This window comes from Actinomyces israelii, assembly GCF_030253495.1.
GTDB lineage: Bacteria > Actinomycetota > Actinomycetes > Actinomycetales > Actinomycetaceae > Actinomyces > Actinomyces israelii.
Window position 1 is genome coordinate 834146 of sequence record NZ_CP124548.1, and the last position, 24532, is coordinate 858677.

19 protein-coding genes are annotated in these 24532 nt (G+C 71.4%); 16 read left to right on the forward strand and 3 right to left on the reverse strand.

Annotated elements, in window-relative coordinates; genetic code table 11:
* Window positions 1-77 precede the first annotated feature (77 nt).
* Window positions 78-1406, forward strand: coding sequence for a M18 family aminopeptidase (locus tag AIF0345_RS03355; RefSeq protein WP_285297155.1), 1329 nt, complete (start codon window positions 78-80; stop codon window positions 1404-1406).
* 86 nt (window positions 1407-1492) lie between these two features.
* Here AIF0345_RS03355 and AIF0345_RS03360 read toward each other — a convergent pair whose 3' ends face one another.
* Window positions 1493-2620 carry an oxidoreductase gene (locus AIF0345_RS03360; RefSeq protein ID WP_285297156.1) on the reverse strand — a complete coding sequence of 376 codons (1128 nt, stop codon included), beginning with the start codon at window positions 2618-2620 and terminating at the stop codon, window positions 1493-1495.
* Window positions 2621-2763: 143 nt separating this feature from the next.
* On the opposite strand from AIF0345_RS03360, the gene AIF0345_RS03365 reads away from it, so the two are divergent.
* On the forward strand, window positions 2764-3708 hold the full coding sequence (locus AIF0345_RS03365; RefSeq protein ID WP_285297158.1) for a patatin-like phospholipase family protein: 945 nt from the start codon (window positions 2764-2766) through the stop codon (window positions 3706-3708).
* Between the two features lie 79 nt (window positions 3709-3787).
* On the opposite strand, the gene AIF0345_RS03370 is transcribed toward AIF0345_RS03365, so the two are convergent.
* A complete protein-coding gene (locus tag AIF0345_RS03370; RefSeq protein ID WP_285297159.1) occupies window positions 3788-4306 on the reverse strand; it encodes an NUDIX hydrolase in 519 nt (172 codons plus the stop codon).
* Window positions 4307-4348: 42 nt separating this feature from the next.
* Entirely contained in the window at window positions 4349-5428 is a 1080-nt protein-coding gene (locus tag AIF0345_RS03375) for a hypothetical protein (protein ID WP_285297160.1), read from the reverse strand.
* Between the two features lie 68 nt (window positions 5429-5496).
* On the opposite strand from AIF0345_RS03375, the gene AIF0345_RS03380 reads away from it, so the two are divergent.
* From AIF0345_RS03380 to typA, 14 genes are all read left to right on the forward strand, one after another.
* The gene (locus AIF0345_RS03380) at window positions 5497-6516 is read left to right on the forward strand and encodes an alpha/beta fold hydrolase (RefSeq protein WP_285297161.1); all 1020 of its coding nucleotides are present in this window, start codon (window positions 5497-5499) and stop codon (window positions 6514-6516) included.
* 79 nt (window positions 6517-6595) lie between these two features.
* The gene (locus tag AIF0345_RS03385) at window positions 6596-7198 is read left to right on the forward strand and encodes a biotin transporter BioY (protein WP_268918048.1); all 603 of its coding nucleotides are present in this window, start codon (window positions 6596-6598) and stop codon (window positions 7196-7198) included.
* A gap of 141 nt (window positions 7199-7339) precedes the next feature.
* Window positions 7340-8359 carry a bile acid:sodium symporter family protein gene (locus AIF0345_RS03390; protein ID WP_052374882.1) on the forward strand — a complete coding sequence of 340 codons (1020 nt, stop codon included), beginning with the start codon at window positions 7340-7342 and terminating at the stop codon, window positions 8357-8359.
* A 62-nt stretch (window positions 8360-8421) separates the two neighbouring features.
* Complete coding sequence (locus AIF0345_RS03395; protein WP_268918047.1) at window positions 8422-9504, forward strand: MsnO8 family LLM class oxidoreductase; 1083 nt, start codon at window positions 8422-8424, stop codon at window positions 9502-9504.
* 164 nt (window positions 9505-9668) lie between these two features.
* Window positions 9669-11309, forward strand: coding sequence for an ABC transporter substrate-binding protein (locus AIF0345_RS03400; RefSeq protein ID WP_285297162.1), 1641 nt, complete (start codon window positions 9669-9671; stop codon window positions 11307-11309).
* Between the two features lie 82 nt (window positions 11310-11391).
* Window positions 11392-12321, forward strand: coding sequence for an ABC transporter permease (locus AIF0345_RS03405; RefSeq protein WP_043562278.1), 930 nt, complete (start codon window positions 11392-11394; stop codon window positions 12319-12321).
* The gene (locus AIF0345_RS03410; RefSeq protein ID WP_229118459.1) at window positions 12314-13315 is read left to right on the forward strand and encodes an ABC transporter permease; all 1002 of its coding nucleotides are present in this window, start codon (window positions 12314-12316) and stop codon (window positions 13313-13315) included. The genes AIF0345_RS03405 and AIF0345_RS03410 overlap by 8 nt, the downstream gene beginning before the upstream one ends.
* Window positions 13312-15153, forward strand: coding sequence for a dipeptide ABC transporter ATP-binding protein (locus AIF0345_RS03415; RefSeq protein WP_043562279.1), 1842 nt, complete (start codon window positions 13312-13314; stop codon window positions 15151-15153). The genes AIF0345_RS03410 and AIF0345_RS03415 overlap by 4 nt, the downstream gene beginning before the upstream one ends.
* Before the next feature lie 244 nt (window positions 15154-15397).
* Window positions 15398-16357, forward strand: coding sequence for an ABC transporter permease (locus tag AIF0345_RS03420; RefSeq protein ID WP_043562280.1), 960 nt, complete (start codon window positions 15398-15400; stop codon window positions 16355-16357).
* Window positions 16358-16386: 29 nt separating this feature from the next.
* Window positions 16387-17379 (forward strand): ABC transporter permease, encoded by a 993-nt coding sequence (locus AIF0345_RS03425; RefSeq protein ID WP_285297880.1) that lies wholly within the window; start codon window positions 16387-16389, stop codon window positions 17377-17379.
* Complete coding sequence (locus tag AIF0345_RS03430; RefSeq protein WP_043562281.1) at window positions 17376-19544, forward strand: ABC transporter ATP-binding protein; 2169 nt, start codon at window positions 17376-17378, stop codon at window positions 19542-19544. The genes AIF0345_RS03425 and AIF0345_RS03430 overlap by 4 nt, the downstream gene beginning before the upstream one ends.
* 234 nt (window positions 19545-19778) lie before the next feature.
* Window positions 19779-21452, forward strand: coding sequence for an ABC transporter family substrate-binding protein (locus AIF0345_RS03435; RefSeq protein WP_285297167.1), 1674 nt, complete (start codon window positions 19779-19781; stop codon window positions 21450-21452).
* Between the two features lie 200 nt (window positions 21453-21652).
* Window positions 21653-22456, forward strand: a complete 804-nt coding sequence (locus AIF0345_RS03440) for a PH domain-containing protein (protein WP_285297169.1) — start codon at window positions 21653-21655, stop codon at window positions 22454-22456.
* Window positions 22457-22606: 150 nt separating this feature from the next.
* On the forward strand, window positions 22607-24529 hold the full coding sequence (typA, locus tag AIF0345_RS03445) for a translational GTPase TypA (RefSeq protein ID WP_285297171.1): 1923 nt from the start codon (window positions 22607-22609) through the stop codon (window positions 24527-24529).
* Window positions 24530-24532 lie beyond the last annotated feature (3 nt).

Consider the following 24532-nt stretch of genomic DNA (forward strand, 5'->3'; position numbering starts at 1 on the left):
GGGTGGCGCGGATGGCGCGGGCTCGGCTCGTGACGCCGGCGGGCCGGGCGACCGGCCCGGAGTGCCACACTGGGCCCATGCCGACCACATCGCCCCGCCCCGCCGCCCCGGATGACACCCTGTGCGACGACGACGCCTACACCGCCGGCCTGACCGACTTCGTCACCGCCTCCCCGACCAGCTACCACGCGGCCGCCGAGGCGGCTGCGCGCCTGGGCGCCGTCGGCCTGGACGCCGTCGACGAGACCCGGCCCTGGGACGCCGGGCCGCCGCGCCGCGGCTACGTCGTGCGCGACGGCGCGATCATCGCCTGGATCCTGCCCGAGCGGTGCGGGGGGCGTGCGGGCTTCCGGATCATCGGCGCCCACACCGACTCCCCGGCCCTGAGGCTCAAGCCGCGGGCCGCCATGGTGCGCGACGGCCTCCAGGTCCTCGACGTCGAGGTCTACGGCGGCCCGCTGCTCAACTCCTTCCTGGACCGCGAGCTCGGCCTGGCCGGGCGGCTGGTCACCCGCGACGGCGCCGTCCACCTGGTGCGCACCGGCCCGGTCGCGCGCGTGGCCCAGGTCGCCCCGCACCTGGACCGCAGCGTCAACGACTCCCTCCGCCTCGACAGGCAGGCCCACCTGCTGCCGCTGTGGGGCCTGGCCGACGACGGCGCCCGCCCCGACGACCCGGAGCGCTACCTGTGCGGGCTCGCCGGAATCGACCCCGACCAGCTCGCCTTCCACGACGTCCTCACCTTCCCCACCGAGCCGCCCGCCCGCTTCGGGCGCCACGGCGAGCTCCTCGCCTCCTCGCGGCTGGACAACCTCTCCTCCGTCCACGCGGCCCTGGCGGCCCTGGAGGCCATCGCCCGCGGCGGCGAGACCGGCGAGCCGATCGTCCTGGTCGCCAACGACCACGAGGAGGTCGGCTCCCAGACCCGCTCGGGGGCGGGCGGCCCCTTCCTGGAGACGGTCCTGGGGCGCCTGGCCGGGGCGCTCGGCGTCGACGGCGACGCCCGGGCGGCCATGCTCGCCCGCTCGGTCTGCGTGTCGGCCGACGCCGGGCACGCCGTCCACCCCGGCTACCCCCACCTGCACGACCCGGCGGTCAGGCCCGCCCTCAACCGGGGGCCGCTGATCAAGATCAACGCCCAGCAGCGCTACGCCACCGACGCCGTCGGCACCGCCGTGTGGCTTCGCGCCTGCGATGCCGCAGGCGTGCCCGTGCAGAACTTCGTGTCCAACAACGCCGTCCCCTGCGGGACGACCATCGGCCCCATCACCGCCACGCGGCTGGGGATCACCACGGTGGACGTCGGCCAGGCCCTGCTGTCCATGCACTCCCAGCGGGAGATGTGCGGCGTCGCCGACGGCCCCTGGCTGGCCCAGGCCATGCGGGCCTTCTGGCTGGGGGCGTGAGCCGGCCCTCCCCGCCCTGTTCTCGCCTCGGCCCCCTTCGCCGAGATCGGTTCGAGAACCGATCTCGGCGAAGGGGACGGCGGGTGTCAGCGCCAGGCGCCGCGCCAGTACTGCACCGGCAGCCCGGCCGCCTTCCAGTCGTTGACGCCCAGGTCGTGGGCCCAGCGCACCGGCAGGTACGGCTCGCGCAGGGCCGGGCGGCCCACGGCGACGGCGTCGGCCTGCCCGGTGCCGACGATCTGCTCGGCCTGGGCAGCCTCGGTGATGACGCCGACCGTCACGACCACCGGCTCGCCGCCGCCCGGTGTCGTCGTCCCCGCCACGGCCGCCTTGACCTGCGCGGCCAGGGGCACCTGGTAGCCGGGCCCCACGGGCACCTGGGCCGGCACGTTCGCCCCGCTCGAGACGTGCAGAACGTCCACGCCCGCTGCCACGAGCAGGGGCGCGAGGGCGGCGGTGTCCTCGCCGGTCAGGCCGCCCTCGGTCCAGTCGGTCGCCGACAGGCGGATGTCCAGGACCGCGTCCTCCCCGACCGCCTCGCGCACGGCGGCCGCGGTCTCGAGGGCGAAGCGGCGCCGGCCCTCGGCGGACCCGCCGTAGGCGTCGTCGCGGGTGTTGGACAGCGGGGAGAGGAACTCGTGGATGAGGTAGCCGTGGGCCCCGTGCAGCTCGACGACGTCGTAGCCGGCTGCGACGGCGCGGCGCGCGGCAGCGGCGAAGGCGGCCGTCGTCGCGCGGACCTCCTCCTCGGTGAGCGCGTGCGGCTCGGCGTGCTTCGGGTAGGCGATGGCGCTGGGGCCCACCAGGTCCCAGCCCTCGATGGTGGCGGTGCGCGCCCCCGAGCCGCCGCCGGGGCGCCACGGGGGAGTGCCCGCCTTGCGCCCGCCGTGGCCGAGCTGGACGCCGGCCAGGGCGCCGGCGGCGTGGACCGCCTCGACGATGCGGCGGTGCCCGGCGACCTGAGCGTCGTCCCACAGCCCCAGGTCGAAGGGCGACAGGCGGCCGTTGGGGGTCACCGCCGTGGCCTCCACGATCACGGTGCCGAAGCCTCCCGTGGCGCGCGTGGCGTAGTGCAGGACGTGCCAGTCGGTGGCGACGCCGTCGCGGGCGTCGACGGAGTACATGCACATGGGCGGCAGCCACAGGCGGTTGCGCGCGGTCAGGCCGCGCATGGTCAGAGGCGTCAGGATGGTCGGCGTCGTTGACGGTGTCATGAGAGGCACGCTACGCGCCGGGAGCCCCGCGCGGTACCCCGCGCCGCCCCTTCTCCCCGCCGACGACGGCGCCCGTCCGCGGGGGCGACGAGTGCTGGACGGCCCGGCCGTCACCGGGCCGGCGGCGATAGCCTGAGCCCACCATGACTACCGCGCCGCTACGCCCTCGCCCCGCCCCCTACGGACAGCCCGGCCACGCCCCGGCCCCGATCACCCGCCGTGTGAACGGCGTCGCCCTCGTCTTCGAGGGGGGCGGCATGCGGGGGACCTACACCGCCGCCCTCGTCCAGGTCCTGCTGGAGGCGGGCCTGTTCTTCCCGTGGGTCGGCGGGATCTCGGCGGGCTGCACCAACACCGTCAACATGGTCTCGCGGGACCTGTGGCGCACGCGCGAGGCCTTCGTCGGGCTGACCACGGACCCGCGCACCGGCGGGTGGGGCAGCTTCGTCCGCCGCCAGGGCTACTTCAACTCCGAGTACATCTACCGGCACACCTCCGCCCCCGACGAGACCATCCCCTTCGACTGGCCCGCCTTCAGCAGCACCGAGGCGACCGTGCGCATCGGCTCCTTCCGCTGCGACACCGGCGAGGAGGTCTACTGGGGGCTGGAGGACATGGACGAGATGGCCGATCTCCTGCCGCGCTGCCAGGCGTCGTCGTCCATGCCCGTGCTCATGCCGATCGTCCACATCGACGGCGCCCCCTACCTCGACGGCGCCCTGGGGCCCACGGGCGGCTTCGCCACCGACGCCGCCGCGGCGGACGGATACGAGCGCATGCTGGTGGTCTCCACCCGCCCGGCCGGGTACCGCAAGCCCGAGGAGAAGCGCCCCGGCACCTACCGGCGGCTCTTCCGCCGCTACCCGGCGGTGGCCGAGGGGATCATCTCCCGCCCGTCGAACTACAACCGGACCATGGAGGAGCTCGAGGCGGCGCGCAGCGAGGGCCGCGTCCACCTCTTCCAGCCCGACCGCATGGCGATCGCCAACGGCGAGCTGCGCTACGACCGGGTCGTGGGCGCCTACGAGGCCGGACTCGTCCAGGCGCGCCGGGAGCTGCCGCGCATCCTGGACTTCCTCGGCCTCTGAGCGCCGGGCGCCGCGGTCCGCGGGACAGACATCTTCGGACGAAACAGACGGTGACACCGCCTTCCTCGCCCGAAAATGTCTATCTCGACGAGGCAGGGGCGAAGCCGAAGGCCGTGATCGCCGGGACCGGCCGGCCGCCGTCGAGCTGGGCGGCGAGCAGGTCCATAACGGCCCGCTCGTGCGGGGGCACCCGCTCAGGCAGCTCGTCGAGCGCGAACCAGCGCAGCCCCGCGTTCCTCTCCGGCTCGGCCGCCGCCGGCTCCCCGCTCCAGCGGCGGGCCGTGAAGAAGAAGTCGACCCGCTGCTCCAGGGCGGCCCCGCCGACGTCGTTGGAGCGGTGCACAACCGTCAGCGGCCTCAGGTCCCCGGGCGCGACGCCGACACCGACCTCCTCGGCCGCCTCGCGCACGACGGCCTGCACCACCGACTCCCCGGCCTCGACGTGCCCGGCCGCCCCGCAGGCCCAGTGGCCGTCCATGTAGCCGGTGTTGCGCCGCAGCTGGAGGAGCACCCTGGTGCGCCGCCGACCGCCCTCCCGCACGTGACGCAGCATGAGCAGGTAGGCGGCCGGGACGAGGGCGAAGGAGGTGGCGGTCATGGGGCCACGCTAGCGCCTCGCGCGCCGTGCCCCGGGCCGGGCTCAGTCCTCGTCCAGCGCCGCGCCGACCAGACTGGCCAGCTCCTCGACCCGCCCCGGCTCGTCGGTCGGCACGGTGACGACGCTCGGCCACGCGCGAGCGCCCGCGTCCGGGTCGGACCAGCTCACCGGCCCCCACAGCCCCGCGCGCGCCAGAGCCTCCTCGACCGCGCCGAGCGCGCCCGCCGGCCCGCCGTCCGGGCCCGCCGCACCCAGGGCCACGCAGCCCGCCGACACCGGGTTGACGACCCGCAGGCCCCGCGCCCGCAGGCCCGCGTCCAGGCGCTCCCGCAGACGGCGGGCCGCCCGCGCCCGCGGTCGCAGGCCCCGCGGTCCCAGCCCCTCCAGCAGCGCGACCGTCCGCGCGCTCGCGGGCACGGGGGGCAGCGCGGACTCAATGGCCGCCTCGTGCCGGGCGGCGATCCGGCAGGCCTCCAGGCGCAGCTCCTCGCGGCGCCCGCCGCGGGCGGCGCGCATGGCCTCCAGGGTGCGGCTGAGCCCGGCCCCGAGCGCTGCGGCGCGCTCGTCCGCCGGCCGCCGCCCGGGCAGGGTCGCGACGGCGCGCGCCAGGCGCGCCGCCAGCGGGGAGGCGTCCGGCCAGGCCAGCCAGGCGCCGTCGGGCACGGGCAGCAGCTTGCGGGCGCTGGCCACGACGGCGTCCCAGCCCGGGGCCCCGGCGCCCGGCCCCGCCCCGCCCCCGGCCGGCGACCCGCCGGCCGGGGGCGGGGCGCCGATCAGCCGGTCCACCACCGAGTGCGTCGCGTCCAGCACCACCGGGTGGCCGAGCCCCCTGGCGGCGCCGAGCACCGACGCCAGCTCCCGCCCGCCGCGGTTGCCGTAGGTCTCGCAGTGCAGCACGGCCGCGCCGGGCTCCCGGGCCAGGGCCTCGCGCAGCGCGCGCGGGTCGGCCAGCAGGTCCGCGCCGACGTCGACCGGGCGCGCCCTCATCCCCTCCAGCGCGAAGGGCAGCACCATGGTCTCGCAGCGATAGCGCGGCACCAGGACAGTGCCGACCCCGCCCGCCCGCAGCGCGCGGGCGATGAGCGCCAGGGCCTGCTTCCCGTTGCCCACGAAGGTACGCACCCCGGCAGGCTACCCGCGCCCGCCCGGCCCCGGGCCGCGGAGCCCCGGCTCCCCGCTACCCTGGCGCCGTGCAGACCGCCCTGACCCACATGACCGCCGACGACGGCGCCCGCCTGGCCGTGCGCACCTGGCTGCCCGACGGCGCCGCCCGGCTGCGCACGGACGCCGGCGCCAGGGGCGGCGCGGGCGCCGGCTCGCCGCCCGCCGAGCCGGCGGACCCGCCCCGCGGCGAGCCGCCGAGGGCCATCATCCAGGTCGTCCACGGCATGACCGAGCACTCGGCGCGCTACGAGCGCCTCGCGACCGCGGCGGTTGCGGCCGGCTACGGCGTGGTCGCCGACGACCACCGCGGCCACGGCCTGACCGCCCCGCCCGGCGGCCTCGGGCACGTCGCCGACTGCGGCGGCTGGGGGCGCGTCCTGGCCGACATATCCGCCGTCCTCGACGCGGTGCGCGCCTCGTGGCCCGGCGCGCCCGTCGTCCTGCTGGGCCACTCCTGGGGCTCCTTCCTGGTACGGCTGCTCGCCGCGCGCCGGGGCCGGGACCTGGCGGGACTGATCGTCATGGGCACGGGCGGGGACCCGGGAGCCGCCGGCCGGCTCGGAGGCGCACTGGGCGCGCTGCTGTGCCGCCTGCGAGGGCCCGCCACCCCCGGCAGGCTGCTGCACGCCCTGGCCTTCGGAGGATTCAGCGGGTTCAACAGGCCCTTCGCCCCGGCTCGCACCGAGGTCGACTGGCTCAGCCGGGACGAGGCCGAGGTGGACGCCTACGTGGCCGACCCGCTGTGCGGCTTCGTGTGCTCCAACGCCTTCTTCCGCGACCTCGCGGCCGGGCCGGGCGCGGCGGCCAGGCCCGCCGTCTACCGGGCGACGCCGAGGGACCTGCCCGTCCTGGTCGCCTCCGGGGACCGGGACCCGGTCGGCGCGGCCGGGAGGGGGCCGCGCCAGGTGGCCGACGCCTACCGGCGCGCGGGCGTGCACGACGTCGTCCTGAGGCTGTACCCCGGCGCGCGCCACGAGGTGCTCAACGAGACCAACCGCGAGGAGGTCACCCGGGACCTGCTCGACTGGATCTCCGCCCACCTCTGAGGAAACCTACAAGAGCCGTCAGCCGGAACCGGCGCGCATCGGGGATGCTGCGGCGATGGTGCTCACCTACGGTTGTGGCATGGCAATGAACACATCCTCCTTCGCTGACCTGGACGCCGAGAGTGCCCCCGGCGCTGAGAGCACCGCGGGCGCAGCGGCCCGCCCGCTCCCCGCGACCCTCGCCCGCGAGGCCGGGCTCGTCGCGGCAGGCACCCTCGCGCTCACCCTCATCGGCCAGATCTCGCTGCCGCTTCCCTTCACGCCCGTGCCGGTCACGCTCGGCACCCTCGCCGCGCTCGGGGTCGGCGGCCTGCTCGGCGCGCGCCGGGCACTCGGGTCGGTCGCCCTGTACGCCGCCGCGGGCGCTGCCGGCGCGCCGGTCCTGGCGGGGTGGAGCAGCGGCGCGACCGCGTCCTTCGGGTACGTGCTGGGCTACGCCCTGGCCGCCGTCATCGCCGGGTACGCCCTGACCCGCACCGCCGACGGCGCCCGGCGCCCGCTCCCGGCGCGCATCGGCCTCATGCTGCTCGCCTCCGCGGCCGTCTACGTCCCCGGCCTGGTCTGGCTCAAGATCGCCACCGGCGTCGCCTGGGGCTCCGCCGTCGCGCTGGGCCTGGCGCCCTTCATCGTCGGCGACGCCCTGAAGTCGCTCGTGGCCGCCCTGCTGCCCTCGCGCCGCTGACCGGCGGCTGCGCGCAGTCGGGCCCCGCGGCCGCGCGCCCGGGCCGCCCCCGCCGCCGGCCCGACAGGCTCGACAGGTTCGACAGGTTCGACTGCCAAGACGGATCATCCGCGTGAGCGGCGTGCGAAGTAAGACAGGGCCATGACATCCCCGACATCCCCGACATCCCCCGAGTCCCCGAGCGCCGAGGACCGCTCCGCCCGCATCGCCGTCACCGTCTTCCCCGTCCTCATCCTGGCGGCGTTCGCGGTCTCCCTGGTCGCGCCCGCGCGGCTCTCCCCGCTGTCGGCGTGGACCAGCATCGCCCTGGGCATCATCATGTTCGGCATGGGCCTGACCCTGACTCCGCCGGACTTCGCGCTCGTCGCCAGGCGGCCGCTGCCGGTCCTGGTCGGCGTCGTCGCCCAGTTCGTCATCATGCCGACGCTCGCCTGGATCCTGGCCAAGGTCTTCGGGCTCGACCCGGCGCTCGCCGCCGGCGTCATCCTCGTCGGCTGCGCGCCGGGCGGCACCTCCTCCAACGTCATCTCCTACCTCGCCAAGGGCGATGTCGCCCTCAGCGTCACCATGACCTCCATCTCCACCCTGCTCGCCCCGCTCATGACGCCGCTGCTCACCAGCTGGCTCGCCGGCCAGTACATGCCGGTCGACGCCGGGGCCATGACCATGAGCATTGTCAAGATGGTCCTGGTCCCCGTCGTCGGCGGCCTGGTCGTCCGCATCCTGTTCGCCAGGGCGGTGGAGAGGGTCCTGCCGGCCATGCCCTGGGTCTCGGTGCTCGGCATCTGCTACGTGGTGCTCGCCGTCGTGTCCAAGTCCGCCGAGAAGATCCTGTCCGCCGGGCTGCTGATCCTCCTCGTCGTCGCCTGCCACAACGTGCTGGGCTACCTGCTCGGCTACGGCGCCGGCCGGATGCTCGGCCGCGACGCCCGGGTGTGCCGGACCATCTCCATCGAGGTCGGCATGCAGAACTCGGGCCTGGCCGCCACCCTGGCGGTGGCCTACTTCTCGCCCGCGGCCGCCCTGCCCGGCGCCGTCTTCTCCACCTGGCACAACCTGTCCGGGGCCGTGCTCGCCGCGATCTACCGCCGCCTGGACGGCCGGTCGCCCGCGGCCGCCCGGGCGGGCGCGCTGTCCGCCCCGCTGCCCTCGCGACGCTGAGGCGGGGCGGAAGGCGGGCCGCGACCGGCGGGGGCGCGCGCGACGGGCCGTAAAGTGCCTCCATGAACGCCGCGCGCCCCGTGCTGTCCGTCCTCGACCTCGTGCCCGCCTCGGCCGGGCGCACCCGCGCCGACGCCCTGCGGGAGATGGTGGACCTGGCCCGCGCCGCCGACGGGGCCGGCTACGCCCGCTACTGGCTCGCCGAGCACCACGGCTCCACCACCTACCTCGCCTCGGCGACCACCATCCTCATGGGGCAGGTCCTGGCCGCCACCGGCCGCATCGGGGTCGCCAGCGGCGGCATTATGCTGCCCAACCACGCGCCCCTGGCCATCGCCGAGCAGATCGGCACGCTGGCCACGCTCTACCCCGGGCGGGTGTGCCTGGGGCTGGGGCGGGCGCCGCGCACCGACCGCATGACCGCGGCGGCCCTGCGCCGTCGCCGGGCCGATCCCGCCAGCTTCGCCGACGAGGTCCTGGAGACCCTGGCCTATCTCGGCGCGATCCCCGACCGCGCGCTGGCGCCGGTCCCGGGCGCGGGCGGGGACGAGCCGGCGGCGCCCGCCCGCCCCACCGGCCCGGAGCCCCGCGTGCGCGCCATCCCGGGCGAGGGCACCGACCCGGCCGCATGGATCCTCGGCTCGTCGGTCAACGGCGCGCGCGTCGCCGGCACGCTCGGCCTGCCCTTCGCGGTCGCCTCGCACTTCGCGCCCGCCCAGGCGGAGGCCGCCATCACCACCTATCGCGGCCACTTCGGGGGCGACGCCGCCGCCCGCCCGCTGTCCCGGGACGGGAGGCCGCACGTGGCCGCGGGCGTCAACGCCGTCGTCGCCCCGAGCCGGGAGGAGGCCGAGCGGCTGTTCACCACCGCCATGGCGGCCGCCGCGCGCGTCGTCGGCGGCCGGCCCGGGCCGCTGGACGCGCCCGACGACGATCCGCGGGCATGGCGGGCCCTGGCGCCGGGGCGCGAGGACGCGGTGGAGGCGTCCATGGGCCTGTCCTTCGTCGGCACCCCCGACGCCGTCGCCTCCGGCGTCCGCGAGCTGGCCGCGCGCTGGGGCCTGGAGGAGGTCCTGGTGGTCACCTACGTCCACGACGCCGCCGCACGCCGCCGCTCCTACGAGCTGCTCGCCGCCGCCTGGTGAGGCCGGCCCGGGGGCGGGGTGATCGATTCGGCGAAGTATTCGGTCAGGCATTTATGTCCGCAAGGTTACCGAATGGTGTTTAGTATCACTGTTGCGCTGTCAGCGCATCCCCGCCCGGGATACAGCTCGGCTGCTGCTGACAGTGCCGTACGGAGGTAGTTCCCTTGAGCAATCCCAAGATCTCGCGCCGTCACTTCGGCCTGGGGGCCGCAACGGTCGCGGTGCTGTTCGCCGCCGCCTGTGGATCTGACGCGCCCGACGGCGACGCCACCGCCGGCTCGGACGGCCAGGCCGCCGCGAGCGGCGGCAGGCTGACGCTCGCCTACAACTCGGACGGACCGCACAAGGCCTGGGTCGAGGCCGTGTGCAACTCTGTCAGCAACACGCTGGGCATCTCCATGGAGCCGCTGCCCTACGCGCAGTTCTCCGAGCTGCGCCAGCAGATCACCGACCACACGCTCATCGGCGCCTTCCGCTCCGGTTGGCAGGGCGACTACCCCTCCATGGGGAACTTCCTCGGCAGCGTCTACCAGACGGGTGCCGGCTCGAACGACGCCCAGTACTCCGATGCCAACTTCGACGATCTCCTGGCCAAGGCCGCGGCCGCCAAGGACGACAAGACGGCGCTCGGCTTCTACGAGCAGGCCCAGCAGCAGCTCTTCGCGGACCTTCCTGCCGTCCCCCTGTGGTACCAGAACGGCTTCGGCGGGTACTCCAAGAACGTCAGCGGCGTGGCCTTCGACTGGCACGCCGTGCCCCGCTACGAGGCCATCACCACCACCGCCTCCGACGGCATTGTGCGCGCCAATGACACCGAGCCCCAGAACCCCCTGGTCCCCTCCAACACGAATGAGGTGGGCGGGGGCCGTGTTGTCGATCTGCTCTTCGCCGGGCTGGTCGCCTACGAGGCCGACGGCAGCGTGAAGAACGAGGTCGCCGAGTCCATCGAGACGTCCGACAACCAGAGCTTCACGGTCAAGCTCAAGGACGGCTGGACCTTCTCCGACGGCACCCCCGTCACCTCCGACTCCTTCATCAAGGCCTGGAGCTACGGCGCCCTGGCGTCCAACACCCAGCTGTCCAGCTATTTCTACGAGCTCATCGAGGGCTATTCCGATGAGAAGGACTCCGAGCTCTCCGGGCTGAAGAAGGTCGACGACCTGACATTCACGATCAAGCTCACCGCCCCGGCCTCCGACTTCAAGCTGCGCCTGGGCTACTCCGCCTTCTACCCACTGCCCGAGTCCGCCTATGAGGACATGGCGGCCTTCGGTCAGAAGCCCATCGGCAACGGCCCCTACACCCTGACCAGCTGGGAGCACGACTCCCAGATCGAGCTCGCCGCTAATCCCTCCTACCAGGGCGTCCGCCCGGCCAAGAACAAGGGCATCACCTTCACCATCTACACCGATTACGACTCGGCGTACAACGACCTGCTCGCCGATACCCTCGACGTGCTCGACGCGATTCCGGACTCGGCCCTGTCCTCCTTCAAGGACGAGCTCGGCGAGCGGGCCATCAACCAGCCCGGCGCCGTCATCCAGTGCTTCGCCATCGACGTCAACACCGAGCACTGGAAGATGGACGACGAGGGCCGGGCACGCCGAGCCGCACTGTCCCGCGCCATCGACCGCAAGCAGATCTGCGACACCCTGTACTACGAGACCCGCACCCCCGCGTCGGACTTCACCAGCCCCGTCATCGCCGGATGGAAGGACAAGGTGACCGGCAACGAGGTCCTCCAGTTCGATGAGGCCGAGGCCAAGAGCCTGTGGGACAAGGCGGAGGCAATCTCCTCGTACTGATCGACCGCCGGCCGGGCATCGTGCCCGGAGGCTCCGCACACCCGTACGCCCTCCCGCTCCCACCCGCTCTAAGGAGATGCCGATGCTCCGCTACGCCGGGCGCAGGCTCCTGCAGATGATCCCCGTGTTCTTCGGGGCCACACTGCTCATCTACGCCATGGTCTTCGCGCTGCCGGGCGACCCCGTCGCCGCCCTGGGCGGAGACCGTGCGCTTTCCCCCGCCCTCCAGGCCCAGATCCGCGCCCAGTACAACCTGGACCAGCCCTTCTTCGTCCAGTACCTCCTGTTCCTCAAGGGGATCGCGACCTTCGACCTGGGCACCACCATCCGTGGCTCCAGACCGATTGTCGACGTGCTCGCGGGCGCCTACCCGGTCACGGTCAAGCTCTCGCTCATGGCGCTCGCCTTCGAGGCTGTGGCGGGTATCGCCATTGGCCTGCTCGCCGGAGTGCGCAAGGGCGGGATCTTCGACGCCACGGTCCTGGTCCTGTCTCTCGTGGTCATCGCCGTGCCGACCTTCGTCATCGGCTTCCTCCTGCAGTTCTTCATCGGCGTCAAGCTCGGGTGGCTGCCGGTGACCGTGGGGAGCACCCCGGGATTCAAAGAGCTGCTCATGCCCGCGATCGTGCTCGGGGCGGTCTCCTTCGCCTACGTCCTGCGGCTGACGCGCACGGAGGTCGGGGAGAACCTCTCGGCGGACCACGTCCGCACGGCGCGCGCCAAGGGCCTGTCGGGCGCTCGGGTCATGATCGTGCACGTCCTGCGCAACTCGCTGGTGCCGGTCGTCACCTTCCTCGGCGCGGACCTGGGCTCGCTCATGGGCGGCGCCATCGTGACCGAGGGGATCTTCAACATCAACGGCGTGGGCGGCACGCTCTACCGGGCCATTCTCAATGGAGAGGGCCCCACGGTCGTCGCCTTCACGACGGTGCTCATCCTGGTGTTCATCATCTCCAACCTCCTTGTCGACCTCCTGTACGCAGCCCTCGACCCGAGGATCCGCTATGCCTGACAGCACCGTGAACCAGACTCAGGGCCTGCCCGGGGACCGCCATCGGACCGGGGCGGCCGTCGCCCGCCCGGGCCAGGAGCACTTCGTGGCCGAGACCGACGAGCAGGGCCTGGGCGCCGTCGACGCCGTCGATGACGACTCGGCGCCGGCCTCGATGTGGGGAGAGGCCTGGAAGCAGCTGCGCCGTCGGCCCATCTTCTGGGTCTCCGCCCTGCTCATCGCCGTCGCGGTCCTGCTCGCCGTGGCCCCCGGGCTGATCGCCCGCGCCACCCCCACCTACTGCCAGCTGTCCAACTCCTACGGCCCGCCCACCGCCCAGCACCCCTTCGGCTTCAACCAGCAGGGCTGCGACATCTTCGCCAGGACCGTGTACGGCGCCCGCGCCTCGGTGACCGTGGGTGTGCTCACAACGCTCCTGGTCACCCTGCTGGGTGGGCTCATCGGTGCGCTCGCGGGGTTCTTCGGGGGATTCTTCGACGCGCTGCTCTCGCGCATCACCGACGTGTTCTTCGCCGTGCCCTTCGTGCTGGCCGCCATCGTCGTCATGCAGATGTTCAAGGGCCGATCATCGGTCATCACCGTCGTCATCGTGCTGGCGATGTTCGGGTGGCCGCAGATCGCCCGCATCACCCGGGGCGCGGTCATGAGCGTGAAGAACGAGGACTTCATCACCGCCTCGGTCTCGCTGGGCAGCGGACGGCTCGCCATCCTGGTGCGCCACGTCCTGCCCAACGCCGCCGCGCCGATCATCGTCACCGCCACCGTCGAGCTCGGCGTCTTCATCGTTGCCGAGGCGACCCTGTCCTTCCTGGGGATCGGGCTGCCTGCCACCATGGTCTCCTGGGGCGCCGACATCGCCGCGGCCAATGCGGCGCTGCGCGACCACATCTCCGTCCTGCTGTACCCCGCGGGCGCCCTCGCGCTCACCGTGCTCGGCTTCGTCATGATGGGCGACGCGGTGCGCGACGCCCTCGATCCGAAGGCTCGCAAGTGACTACTGACAACAACACCGCCGACGGCGCATCCGCCGTGTCCGCCGACGCGTCTGCTGGGGCCGCCGCGTCCGCGGGCGCGCCGTTGCTGCGCGTCGAGGACCTCGAGGTGGCCTTCCGCTCCTCCACCGGGATGGTCCCGGCCGTTCGCCGGGCGAACCTGACGATCTACCCGGGGCAGAGCGTGGCCATCGTCGGGGAGTCCGGCTCGGGGAAGACCACCCTGGCCAATGCCGTCATCGGCCTGCTGCCGGGGACCGGGCGGGTGACCGGGGGCCGCATTCTGTTCGACGGCGAGGACATTGCGCACGCCTCCGACAAGCAGATGCAGCGTCTGCGCGGAAGCCAGATCGGGCTGGTCCCCCAGGACCCCATGACCAACCTCAACCCGGTGTGGTCCATCGGCTTCCAGGTGCGCGAGGCGCTGCGGGCCAACGGGCTGGCGGGCGTGGCGGACGACCGCCTCGCCAAGTTCGCCCCCAGGGAGGCGGGCCCGAGCCAGCCGGGCGAGGACGGGCGGGCGTCCCGGGCTCAGGGCAGGATCGCCGTCTCCGAGCAGGTGGCCCTCCTGCTCGAGGACGCCGGGCTTCCCGACGCCGCCCGCCGCGCCGGGCAGTACCCGCATGAGTTCTCCGGGGGCATGCGCCAGCGCGCCCTGATCGCCATCGGCCTGGCGGCGCGCCCCCGCCTGCTCATTGCCGACGAGCCCACCAGCGCCCTGGACGTGACCGTCCAGCGCCGCATCCTGGACCACCTCGGGCGCCTCACCCACGAGCTGGGCGCGGCGATGCTCTTCGTCACCCACGACCTCGGCCTTGCCGCGGAGCGGGCCGCGCACGTCGTCGTCATGCACCGCGGCCGCGTCGTGGAGTCCGGCCCGAGCCTGGACGTGCTCCAGAACCCGCGCCACCCCTACACCCGCCGACTCGTCGAGGCGGCGCCCTCGCTGGCCTCCCACCGCATCGAGGCCGCGCACGCCGAAGGCATCCAGGTCGCCTCCGACGAGCTGGGCGTCCACGAGATCGCGGAGGACGCCCCGGAGATCCTCCGGGTGGAGCACCTGACCAAGGTCTTCGACGTGCGCGGGGCCAAGGGCGCGGACGCGCATGTGAAGGCCGTCGATGACGTCACCTTCGGGGTGCGCCGCGGCACGACGACGGCTCTGGTCGGGGAGTCCGGCTCGGGCAAGTCCACGGTGGCGAACATCATCCTCAACCTGATCGACCCCACCGAGGGCAAGGTCTTCCACGACGGCGTCGACCTGTCGACCCTGAGGGGCAAGCAGCTCTTCGAGCTGCGGCGCATTATGCAGCCCGTCTTCCAGAACCCCTACGGCTCTCTGGACCCGATGTACTCCATCTACCGGATCGTCGAGGAGCCGCTGCGGGTGCACGGCGTGGGCGGTCGCAAGGAGCGCAACGAGCGCATCGCCGAGCTGCTCGACATGGTCGCCCTGCCGCGCTCGGTCATGCGGCGCTATCCCAATGAGCTCTCCGGCGGCCAGCGCCAGCGCGTGGCCATCGCCCGGGCCCTGGCCCTGCGACCCGAGATCGTCGTGCTGGACGAGGCCGTCTCGGCTCTCGACGTGCTCGTCCAGGCGCAGATTCTGCGGCTGCTGGCCGATCTGCAGGGAGAGCTGGACCTGACCTACCTGTTCATCACCCACGACCTGGCGGTCGTGCGCCAGATCGCCGACGACATCGTGGTCATGGAGAAGGGGCGCGTGGTCGAGACCGGGCACGCGGACGACCTGTTCGCCCGCCCGCGCGAGGCCTACACGCGCGAGCTGATCGACGCCGTCCCGGGCGCCCGGATCGCCCTGTACGGGGCGGCGGACTGACGCCCGGCACGGGACCCGCCGGCGGCGGGCACCGCCGTGGGGCCCGCCGCCTGTGAGATGTGCATCACGCGGAGTGTGTACGCCTGGTTTCGCGATGCGGGTACCCTGTCCCAGAACCGTCAGGACATGACGCCTGGTCCTCATCAGGGCTGGGTGCGGTGCTGGCGGGGATGTCCGCAACACCGGCCGGACGGTCACTCGTCGCCCGTCCGAACCCCGTCGGTATCCCGGAAGAGAAGACCGAATGCTCCCGTATCTAGCGAGACGGATCGCGAACTACGCGCTCCTGCTGTTCATCGCGACATCCTTGGCGTACATCCTCGCCTCGGCCTCCCTGGACCCCGCGAATAACTGGAACCGCGAGGACACCACCCTCAACTGGGAGGCGATCAACGCCAACCTCATCCAGTACAACATCAGCTCCGAGCTGCCCGTGTGGGGGCGCTACGTCACCTGGCTCAAGACCGTGGTCACGTCATGGGACTGGGGGGTGACTCCCAAGGGCGAGTCGATCAACGGCCTGATAGGCACCAAGATCGCGGTGTCTGTCCGCCTGGTCTTCCTCGGTGCCGCCATCGGCATGATCGGCGGCGTGGCGCTGGGCGCGTGGACCGCTACCCGCCAGTACCGGTTCTCGGACCGCGTCGTGTCCCTCATCGCCATGATCGTCATCTCCACCCCGGCCATGGTCATCGCCATCATGCTGCAGGTCATCGCCGTACAGATCAACCAGCGCACCGGCTACCGGATCTTCGAGTTCACCGGTGAGGGGGAGGGAGTCGCGGGCAGGCTTCAGCACCTGCTGCTGCCGACCCTGTCGATGTCCTTGGGGGCGGTCGCCTCCTACTCCCGCTACCAGCGCAATCTCATGCTCGACACCCTGGGCGCCGACTACGTGCGCACCGCGCGGGCCAAGGGACTCGTCAAGCGCAAGGCCGTCACCCGGCACGCCCTGCGCACCGCCCTGATCCCCATGGCCACCTACTTCGCCTTCGCCCTGGCGGCCCTGTTCACCGGGGCCGCGATCACCGAGCGCGTCTACGGCTGGCACGGCATGGGCGAGTACTCCATCAACTCCATCTCCCAGTACGACATCAACGGCATCACGGCTGTGGTCGCTTTCTCCGGCTTGTGCACGCTCACCGGCGCGCTCCTGTCCGACGTCTTCGTCGCCATCGTCGATCCGCGAGTGAGGGTGAGCTGACCGTGACGACCACCAGGAACCCCAACGGCATGGACTCGATCGGCAAGCCCAGCACGGTTGGCGCCGCCGCATCACCGGCTGCCGAGCAGCTGGGGGAGTCCCCCCTGACCGGTCACGAGGCGGGCGAGGGCACCAAGGACAACCCTCGGGAGTCCAAGCGCCTGACGCGCGGCCAGATCACCGTGCGCCGCTTCCTGCGCAACAGGACCGCGGTCATGGGCGTGATCGGCTTCGCAGTGATCGCCCTCATGGCGCTCTTCGGCAATCACATCGGCCAGTGGGGGTACACCGACGTCGACAACACCGCCTTCCTGGCCCCGCCCGGACCGAGGCACTGGTTCGGCACCACCCAGGGGGGGCGAGACGTTTTCGCTCTGGTGGTCGAGGGCACCCGCAAGTCAATGCTCATCGGCGTGTGCGTCGCCCTCCTCCAGACCGGCATCGCGGCGATCATCGGATCCTCGGCCGCCTACTTCGGCGGCTGGTGGGAGCGGATCGCCCTGTGGTTCACCGACATGCTTCTGGTGGTGCCCTCCTTCCTCATTATCGCCATCCTGTCCCAGCGGGCCGGCGCGGCGAGGGGGTCGATCGTCCTGTTCATTGTGCTCCTGGCGGGATTCGGGTGGATGCTCACCGCGCGCGTGGTGCGCTCCCTGACTCTGAGCGTGAAGAACCTCGACTACGTGAACGCTGCTCGCTTCATGAACGTGCGCAGCCCCATTATTATCGCCCGTCACATTATCCCGAACATCGCATCACTGCTCATTATCGACGCCACCGTCAATGTTGCTTACGCCGTCATCAGTGAGACCACACTGTCCTACTTCGGCTTCGGTGTCCAGGCGCCCAACACCTCGCTGGGCACCCTCATCGCCGAGGGCCAGCGTTCGGCGACCACTTACCCGTGGATCTTCCTGGCTCCCGCTTTCGTCCTGGTGGTGATGCTCGTGTGCGTCAATTTCATGGGCGATGGCCTGCGGGACGCTATTGACCCCTCGTCCAAGTCCGGAGGCAAGGCATGAGCCGTACCCGAACCGCCGCCAAGGCCAAGAACGCAGCCCCGGAGGCTCTGCCCGACCCGACGGCGGACGCCCCTCTGCTGGAGGTGAAGGACCTGGCGGTCTCCTTCCCCTCCGAGGACGGGCGCGTCAACGCCGTGCGCGGGGTCAGTATCTCGGTGGCTCGCGGCGAGGTCCTCGCACTGGTGGGCGAGTCCGGCTCAGGCAAGTCGGTCACCTCGACCGCGGTCATGGGTCTGCTCGATGAGTCCGCCGAGGTCTCCGGATCGGTGCGCCTGCACGGGACCGAGCTGCTGGGGCGCTCGGACGCCTACATGTCGAAGATTCGCGGCGTTCAGCTCTCCATGGTCTTCCAGGACCCTCTCAGCGCCCTGACGCCCGTCTATACGGTCGGGGACCAGATCGTCGAGGCGCTCAAGATCCACAGCTCGGACATGTCCGACGCCGACGCCGGCGCCCGCGCCGTCGAGCTGCTCGACCTGGTGGGCATCCCCAACCCCGAGGTGCGCGCCAAGGCCTATCCGCACGAGTTCTCGGGCGGGATGCGCCAGCGCGCCATTATCGCTATTGCGATCGCCAACGACCCCGACCTGATCATCGCCGATGAGCCCACCACCGCTCTGGACGTCACCATCCAGGCCCAGATCCTCGACGTGCTGCGCACCGCCCAGAGGGAGACGGGCGCCGGCGTCATTATGATCACCCACGACCTGGGAGTTGTGGCCGGCATGGCGGACCGGGTCGCGGTCATGTACGCCGGACGGATCGTGGAGACCGGGGACGTCGATGACATCTTCTACCGCTCCCGGATGCCCTACACGATCGGCCTGCTCGGCTCGCTGCCGCGCCTGGACGCCCGCAAGGACTCGGCCCTGGCCACGCTGGACGGCAATCCGCCCTCCTTGCTCGAGCTGCCCGAGGGGTGCCCCTTCGCGCCCCGCTGCCCCATGTCCACCGCGGAGTGCCTCGACGGCGAGCCCGAACTCGTGCCTGTGCGGGAAACGAGTACCGACGCCTTGGGCGACCCGGCGGCCGAGACGCAGCGCAGCGCCTGCCGCCGCTTCGCCGAGATCGAGGCGCGCGGCCTGGACTACACCGACATCTTCCCGGTGCCCGAGCTCAAGACCGCCGAGGTCATGGACCTGCCGCACGCCAAGCGCCCGGAGGTGCTGCGAGTGACGGACATGGTCAAGGAGTTCCCGCTCATGAAGGGAGCGGTGTTCAAGCGGCGCGTGGGCACCGTCCACGCCGTGGACGGCATCTCCTTCGATGTCCGCAAGGGCGAGACCCTGGCGATCGTCGGCGAATCAGGATGCGGCAAGACGACAACCCTTATGGAGGTTCTGGGCCTTCAGGCCCCCCAGAAGGGTAAGATCGTCGTCCTGGGAAAGGACACCTCCGGGCTCCGGCGCTCGGGACGCAAGGCGGTGCGGCGCGATCTGCAGATCGTCTTCCAGGACCCCATGGCCTCCCTGGACCCCCGGTTGCCGATCTACGACATCATTGCCGAGCCGCTGCGCGCCAACGGCTGGAAGAAGGAGACTATTGGACCGCGGGTCGATGAGCTCATGAAGCTCGTGGGCCTGGAGCCGAGCCACGCCAATCGCTACCCGCGCAACTTCTCCGGAGGCCAGCGTCAACGCATCGGCATTGCTCGGGCGCTCGCCCTGGAGCCCAAGATCCTGGTGCTGGACGAGCCGGTCTCGGCCCTGGACGTGTCCATCCAGGCCGGTGTCATCAACCTGCTTGACGAGCTGCGTGCGACGCTGGGGCTGAGCTACCTCTTTGTGGCCCACGACCTGTCGGTTGTGCGGCACATCGCCGATCGGGTCGCCGTGATGTACCTGGGGCGGATCGTGGAGATCGGGGACGTCGACACGGTCTTCGAGGCCCCGGCCCATCCGTACACCCAGGCGCTGCTCTCCGCGATCCCCATCCCGGATCCCGCCAAGGAACGCGACCGCAGCCGCATTATTCTCCAGGGAGACCTGCCCAACCCCGCGAACCCGCCCTCAGGATGCCGCTTCCGCACGCGCTGCCAGAAGTTCGCCAACGAGCTCTCCGACGACCAGCGGCTGGCCTGCGTGGAGGCCATGCCGCGTTTCACCGGGCTCGGAGAGGATCACAGGGTGGCCTGCCACTACTCGGAGCAGGCGAATGTGTTCTGAGTCGTGGGGCGCCTGCAGCCCGGCACCTGGGGGAGGGCCTCGTTGTCCCGGGAAGGCGGATGCCGGTCAGCCGCGGCCTGGCGCGGGTGTTGACTGCGGTGCCTCCCCATTGTATGAGATATTTGACATTGTCCCCGACGGCGGGGACATCCTCCGGAGGTCTCCTCCCCGAGACCCGACCCGGGTAATGGCACGCGGGTCGTCTTCCGCCAACCCCATATGAACGGAGTTCCCATGATGATCAATCGACGACTCTTCCTCGGAGGGTCCGCTTCCGCGGCCGCCCTCGCTGTTCTCGCGGCATGCGCGAAGACTGACTCGGGGGAGGGCTCCGGAGGCGGCGCTTCCGGCTTCAACCCTCAGGATCGTTCGGCTCTCAAGCAGGGCGGCGAGCTGAGGTTCTCGATCACCTCGACGATCGCCAACTGGAACCGGTCCACAGTGGACGGCAACAGCGTCAACCTGGACAATATCTATGCCTTCGTCATGCCCTACGCCGTTCTGTGGGCGGAGGACGGCTCTCCTTCTCCCAACCCCAACTTCTTCACCACCCTGGAGGCGGAGGACGCCGGCGGCAAGACGGTGGTGACCGCGACTCTCAATGACAAGGCCGTATGGGGCAATGGGCGCCCCATGGACTCCGAGGACATTCGCGAGAGCTTGATTCACGGCACGGACGAGAACTATGCCTGGGCCTCCACCGACAACTACGACCAGATCGAGAAGATTGACATCGTCGACAAGCTCACGGCGAAGATCACCTTCAAGACGATCTTCCCCGACTGGACGAACATGGTGGCCTCTCTCGCCCCCAAGGAGCTCATGGCCAAGGCTGACACCTTCAACAAGTCCATGGCGGGCAACGGGGCCTTCAACAACGACTACTTCGCCGGGCCCTTCAAGATCGATTCCTATGATGAGTCCCAGCAGCTGGTCGCCCTCGTTCCCAATGACAAGTGGTGGGGAGACGCCCCGCTCCTGGACAAGGTGACCTTCCGGGTTCTCGACTCCGCAGCCGAGGCCACGTCCTTCGCGAACAGCGCTATCGACGTCATCTCCTACATCATCTCCGCCGACGTCTACAACCAGGCCAGCGGCCGTTCTGATGCCGAGATTCGTCAGAACGACGGCCGTCAGTGGCGCCACTTCACCATTAACGCCTCCTCCGGCCCTCTGGCCGAGGAACCCGTTCGCCAGGCCATCCTGCGCGCCTGCGACCGTGAGGCGATCGCCGCCTCCGACCTGGCCGGGCTGCCGGTGGAGGTCGACAAGCTGCTGCTGGGCAACCGCTTCTTCCTCACCGTCCAGGAGGGCTACCAGGACAACTCCGGGGACTGGAGCCACGACCCCGAGGCGGCCAAGAAGCTCCTCGACGATGCGGGCTGGAAGGAGGGCTCCGACGGCATCCGTGTGAAGAACGGCCAGCGACTCACCTTCGCCTTCACCCTTCCATCGGGGACGCCGACCAGCGAGAACGAGGGCAACCTCCTGCAGTCGCAGCTCAAGGACGTGGGCATTGAGATGACGATGCAGACCGTGGAGACGAACAAGTACTTCACTGACTACGTGAACCCGAAGAACTATGGGATCACCGCCTTCACCTGGCAGAAGACCCAGTACCCGATGGCCAATATCAAGCAGATCTACGGCACGGGCAGCGAGTCCAACTTCACCGGCCAGTCGGTCCCCGAGATTGACGACTACATTGTCAAGATCTCTACCACGAACGATGCGCAGGAGCGCTACCGGATGACCAACGAGGTCGACAAGCTCGTCTGGCAGCATGTCATGAATATCCCGATCTACGAGCGCCGCGAGCTCACCGCCGTGCCCAAGAACCTGGCGAACTACGGCGCCATGGGCCTGTCCTCGGTGTACGCCGAGAACATCGGCTACATGGCCGACTGAGCCGCGCGCTCTGCGCGCCACCGGCCCGGGCCGTATCCCGTACAATCCCGCGCACGCATGGCGGGGAGCGGCCCGGGCCGGTTCGCGTGGACGGCGGTGCTCGGGCCGCCGGTGGGGGAATCGTGACCGAGAGGTTCCTGCGGGTGGGAGCGCAGGTCGCTCGTGCGGCTGGGAGACGGCCGACTGAGTAGGATTGGGGAGTGCCCACCATTATTGTCCGTTCGCTGCTCGGCCGTCTGGGAACGCTCGTTGTGGGCGTGGGGGCTGTCTACGTGGTCGCCGCGGTCTGGCTGTCAGGCGGTGCCGTCCACGGACTTAGGGCGCTGGCCTGGGGCGGCCTGCTGCTCCTGGCGGTGTGGGCGCTGTGGTGGGCGCCGCAGCTGCGTCTGGACGACGACGCCCTGGTCGTGCGTAACGCCTGGCGCAGCCACAGTCTCGCCTGGGAGAGTGTGAAGACTTGCCATACCCGCTGGATCCTGGAGGTGGTCACCCATGATGGGGCGATTGTCAGGGCCTCGGCGGCTCAGCGTGCTGGTGGGCTGAGCGCCTCGATGCGCGGACGGCGGGAGATGCTTCGCAGAGCTGGGAAGGGGACGCGGGATACTGTCGATGCTGTCGCCGGCGCTCTGGGGCACCGCCCGATCCGCGATGAGTATCTCGATCCGGGCGAGTCGATCTATCGCACGCGCCTGGATGCTGACGCGGCCGGTGACCTTATCAGCGCCTATGCTGCCAGGCGCGCCGACCATCAGCGCCTTCAGGCGCGTCAGGCGCGCCGACGGGCGAGGATGGACAGGCGACGGGACCCAGAAGGCGCACGCGCCGGCAGCGGCTCCCCTCAGAGGGCCGGGGACGGCAATGTCGAAGATAGCAGCGCCGCCGGCGCGGTGGACGGGGGCGTCACCCAGGGCGGCTGGGTCCGCTCCCGGATCAATCTGCTACCCATCGTCGTCGGCTGCGGGCTTCTGCTCCTGCTCGCCTGCACGCAGATTGTCGCGGCCTGAGAGGGGGAGTGAGAGGGCGCACAGTGCCCGTGTCATCCCCGTCATGGCGGCCGCCGCGCCGCGACCTCTACCCTTGGCCCGCTGTGCGCCAGCGGCGGGCCCGCGCCCTGACCGCGCCCCGGCGCCCCTCGGACGGAAGAAGTGCCTTACATGACAGTGCGCCAGGACCTGCGCAACGTCGCCATCGTCGCCCATGTCGACCACGGCAAGACGACCCTCGTCGACGCCATGCTCTGGGAGGCCGGGGCCTTCGGCGCCCGCGCCACCGAGGAGAACACGACCGAGCGCGTCATGGACTCCGGCGAGCTCGAGCGCGAGAAGGGCATCACCATCCTGGCCAAGAACACGGCCGTCCACTACCGCGGTCCCGCCGCCGTCGCCGCCGGGCTTCCCGAGGGCATCACCATTAACGTCATCGACACCCCCGGGCACGCCGACTTCGGCGGCGAGGTCGAGCGCGGCCTGTCCATGGTCGACGGCGTCGTCCTGCTCGTGGACGCCTCGGAGGGGCCGCTGCCGCAGACCCGCTTCGTGCTGCGCAAGGCGCTGGCCGCGAGCCTGCCGGTCATCCTCGTGGTCAACAAGGTTGACCGCCCCGACTCGCGCATCGGCGAGGTCGTCTCTGAGTCCACCGACCTGCTGCTCTCGCTGGCCTCCGACCTGGCCGACGAGCACCCCGACATCGACCTGGACGCCGTCCTCGACCTTCCCGTCATCTACGCCTCCGCCAAGGCGCGCCGCGCCGACACCGCCCAGCCCGCCGACGGCGATCTGCCCGCCAGCAAGAACCTCGAGCCGCTCTTCCGCACCATTATCGAGCGCATCCCCGGCCCCTCCTACGACGAGGGCGCCCCCCTCCAGGCGCACGTGACCAACCTGGACGCCTCGCCATTCCTCGGCCGCCTCGCCCTGCTGCGCATCCGGGGCGGGTCCCTGCGCAAGGGGCAGGTCGTGGCCTGGGCAAGGCACGACGGCTCCCTGTCCACCGCCCGGGTCTCCGAGCTGCTCGTCACCGAGGGCCTGGACCGCAGGCCCGCCGAGGAGGCCCACGCGGGCGACATCGTCGCCGTCGCCGGCATTGAGGACATCACCATCGGCGAGTCCCTCGTCGATCCCGACGACCCGCGCCCTCTCCCGCTGATCACGGTGGACGACCCGGCCATCTCCATGACCATCGGCATCAACACCTCCCCCATGGCCGGCCGTACCAAGGGCGCCAAGGTCACGGCCCGCCAGGTCAAGGACCGCCTGGACCGCGAGCTGGTCGGCAACGTCTCCCTGCGCGTGCTGCCCGCCGGGCGCCCCGACGCCTGGGAGGTCCAGGGGCGCGGCGAGCTGGCGCTGGCGATCCTGGTGGAGCAGATGCGCCGCGAGGGCTTCGAGCTGACCGTCGGCAAGCCGCAGGTCGTCACCCGCACCATCGACGGCAGGCGCCACGAGCCGGTCGAGCGCACGACCATTGACGTCCCCGAGGAGTACCTGGGCGCCGTCACCCAGCTCATGGCCGCCCGCAAGGGCCGTATGGAGACCATGATCAACCACGGCACCGGCTGGATCCGCATGGAGTTCCTGGTGCCGGCGCGCGGGCTCATCGGCTTCCGTACCCAGTTCCTCACCGAGACCCGCGGCACGGGCATCGCCTCGTCCATCGCCGAGGGCTACGAGTCCTGGGCCGGGCAGATCGTGGCCCGCACCACCGGCTCGCTCGTCTCCGACCGCGCCGGGGCCGTCACCGCCTACGCCCTCATCCGCCTGGCGGACCGCGGCACCTTCTTCGTCGAGCCCGGGCAGGAGACCTATGAGGGCCAGGTCGTCGGCGAGAACCCGCGCAACGAGGACATGGACGTCAATGTGGTCCGCGAGAAGCAGCAGACCAACATGCGCTCGTCCACGGCCGACTCCTTCGAGGGCCTTGTGCCGCCGCGCAGGCTGTCCCTGGAGGAGGCCCTTGAGTTCGCCTCCGACGACGAGTGCGTCGAGGTCACCCCGGAGGCCGTGCGCATCCGCAAGGTCATCCTCAATTCCCAGGAGCGGTTCAAGGACGCCGCTCGCCGCCGCCGTGCCAACGCTTGAGTA